The sequence below is a fragment of the Endozoicomonas sp. ONNA1 genome (assembly GCF_024606325.1).
In the GTDB taxonomy this organism is placed as follows: domain Bacteria; phylum Pseudomonadota; class Gammaproteobacteria; order Pseudomonadales; family Endozoicomonadaceae; genus Endozoicomonas_A.
This window is the reverse complement of the sequence record NZ_JAHHPN010000136.1, coordinates 1-2,676: the sequence shown is the minus strand read 5'-3', so window position 1 is coordinate 2,676 and position 2,676 is coordinate 1. Positions and strand designations below refer to the sequence as shown.

Below are 2,676 nucleotides of genomic sequence, written 5' to 3'. Positions count from 1 at the left end.
GAATCCCAAAATAACGACAAAAAGCAATAAAAACAGGCACACGATGACGACAGCTCCCCTGTTGCCGTGTTACGAGGAAACGAAAGAAGTTTTCTCCGGTTTCTGGTATGGCACCACCGGAAAACTTCAGGCAATAGTCACTGATCGCCTTAATGCGTTGCGTCGTGTCTTTGGCTTTCTTTATTCTCAGCAAAGGCGCCTGTATTTCTGATGGTTGCTGGCCAATGTTCGTCAGCACTTCTTCCAGTACTGTTTTCATGCCTTCTGAACAGCGGGCATCAAAACGGTTTGATTCTTTTAACCGGGCTGCTTTTAACCGGGCTTCTTTAGCAGATTTTTCTTTGCCCGGTTTCCGGCGTTCTACAACATAAGTAAATCGAATACTCTGGTTGGCTCTGGCCTCTGGAATAGACAGTGTGTGAAGCCCGGTATACCGGTCCCTGACCAGGGTAAACGGCCAATCGGGTTTCATGCGCAGGGCTACTATATAGTTATCAGGCTCCAGGCTGGGCAAGGCGTAGCGACCATTGTCCGATGTCCAGTCAAAGGTTGCCAGCGTTTGGTTGCTGGCTAATGTCACTGGCTGGTCATGCTCTGGTAACCGGGCAGGTATGATAATTTCGGCCCCCTGCAGGTGTTTATCATTAATACTGATCAGTTGGACTTCGCCCTCAGTAAACACACAAACATCCTCTGCCCACCATCGATACATCCCGGGAGAATAGTGCCTATGTTCGAAAATTACATATTCGTTAAGTTTTGACTTACCCCAGCTCTCATAGTTCGTTATATGGTCCAATGCCGGAGCCTCATTCCCAAGGGCTTCTGGATGGTATTTTTCAGGTGCTTTATCACCGTAAATAGCCATCGCTTTATTAACAGGTTGTAGCTCATGGTTTGCTCTCTGATCCAGTGCCGGAGCCTGTTCTTTGTAAGCTTGTGGAATGTACTTTTCAGTAGCCTCACCGCCGTAAAAAGCCAACGCTTTATTGACGGGTTGTGACTCATGGTTCGTTTTCTGGTCCAATGCCGGAGTTTGTTCCTCGTGGACTTGTGGCATGTCTTCTTCAGGAGTGTTATCACCGACGAAAGCGGATGCTTCGTCGATAAAATCGTCTACCAAATGGTTCGCCAGATCACTGAGCTGATGCCAGAATGCAGGCCACCATTGAACATCATCGGCCTTCCACGCGCTTATCCGCTGGTCAGCCGCCTGAAGATAAGGCTGGTTAGTGGACATTTTCAGCGTTTGTTGCTCTTCTGTCGTCATGGGAAATACACTACCAGCGTCCATGCCGGTACTGCTAAACGTACGATCAAACCAGCACTGTTGCCAGTGTCGGTAAAGTGCCCGGGTGAGAATGTCGTCCGACTCATCCGGCTTCAGGGAAAGACCGGATGCTTGCCATTTGGCCTGAGCCACACCCTTAATGATTTCGGTTTTGGCTTCCTTTTTTGTCAGACCGGTCTTAATACGGATTTCACAGTTTTTTTCATCAACACTGTTGCAATCGCTGCCTCGTATCAACCACGGGCGATTCATTTTCGGTACCGTTTCGTTGAACCATTTGCAAAGTCCGGCATCAAGCTCGCTTTTACCCATGGCAATAGCCGACGACTTTGGCAGTTTATCCAGTGATACATTGGCTGCCATCAGGTAAAGCCGGTAGTGCTGGTTGAGGCATTGGTGAAGGCCGTTTTCAGTAAAATCACCGCCTCTGATGACGGCTCTGGTGACATTCTGTAAATCAAGACTGGTCGGCTGCAACGGCAGTTTTTTCTGTTGCAGGCAAGTCCTCAAACGACAGTGTATATTAGCCAGATCTTCAGCGATTATTTTCCCCTGTGGGGTCTGTGGCAACACTTTCTCAGCAATGGCCTGCAATTCTGCCGGGCTGTACTGCCGGATAGGTAAATGTCGGAAACGCCCTTTCAGCGCCGGTGATAAGGGTTTGCGTCCGCTGTACTCGGGTGGGTTGGTCGTGGCAAACAGGTGGAAGCCCGGATGCGCGTCACCGGCCAATATGTCGTTCAGCTCACCTTCCAGGTGCTGGCTGTCGATCAGATTCATTTCCGAGATGACCACGATGCCGCCATTCACTTTTGCCGTCTGGATTTTTTCACACACTTTGTTCCAGGAGCAATCACAGGCATTCAGGGAAAAGACTCCCGGCATGGATTCTCCCCGCTGCCTGGCCTGCTGTTTGACACTGTCGATCATCAGATTCAGCGTGGCATCTTTACCCCGTCCAGCCGGGCCTTCAACCAGTGTCGCCTGACGACCGCCGTGTTTTCTGTTGAGATGATAGGCCTGCTGACAGCGGCTTAAATCCTGTCCAAGCGTTGCACCAGCTCATGGACTGCCGATCCGGAGGTATCAAAGTCAGGTCGCGTTTGTTTGGTGATTTCTTTGAAGGCCTGCTGTATAGAGTGCAGGGTGGTTTGGTTATGAACTTTGTTGCTCAGGGTGTTGTCCGGTTCGTAACGGGCAGCAAACCAGATTTCCAGTGCTGACAGGGCATCCTGATGAGTCTCGCTGATTTCGGAACCCAGTACATCCCGAAAACTTTGCTGGATCAAACCGTTCATTTTTTCACTGGTAATACTGTCGTTTACAGGTAGCGCACAATCCAGATACCAACCCACCCAACTCTGGTAATACTGTCGTTTACAGGT

The 2,676-nt window shown here is 49.8% G+C and carries 2 protein-coding genes; both read right to left on the bottom strand.

The window, feature by feature from the left end; all coding sequences use genetic code 11:
• The coding region (locus tag KDK19_RS03225; RefSeq protein WP_257291326.1) for a hypothetical protein at positions 1-2,221 on the bottom strand (2,221 nt) is incomplete at its 3' end.
• A 104-nt stretch (positions 2,222-2,325) separates the two neighbouring features.
• On the bottom strand, positions 2,326-2,676 hold a 351-nt coding region (locus tag KDK19_RS03220), incomplete at its 5' end, for a hypothetical protein (RefSeq protein ID WP_257291325.1).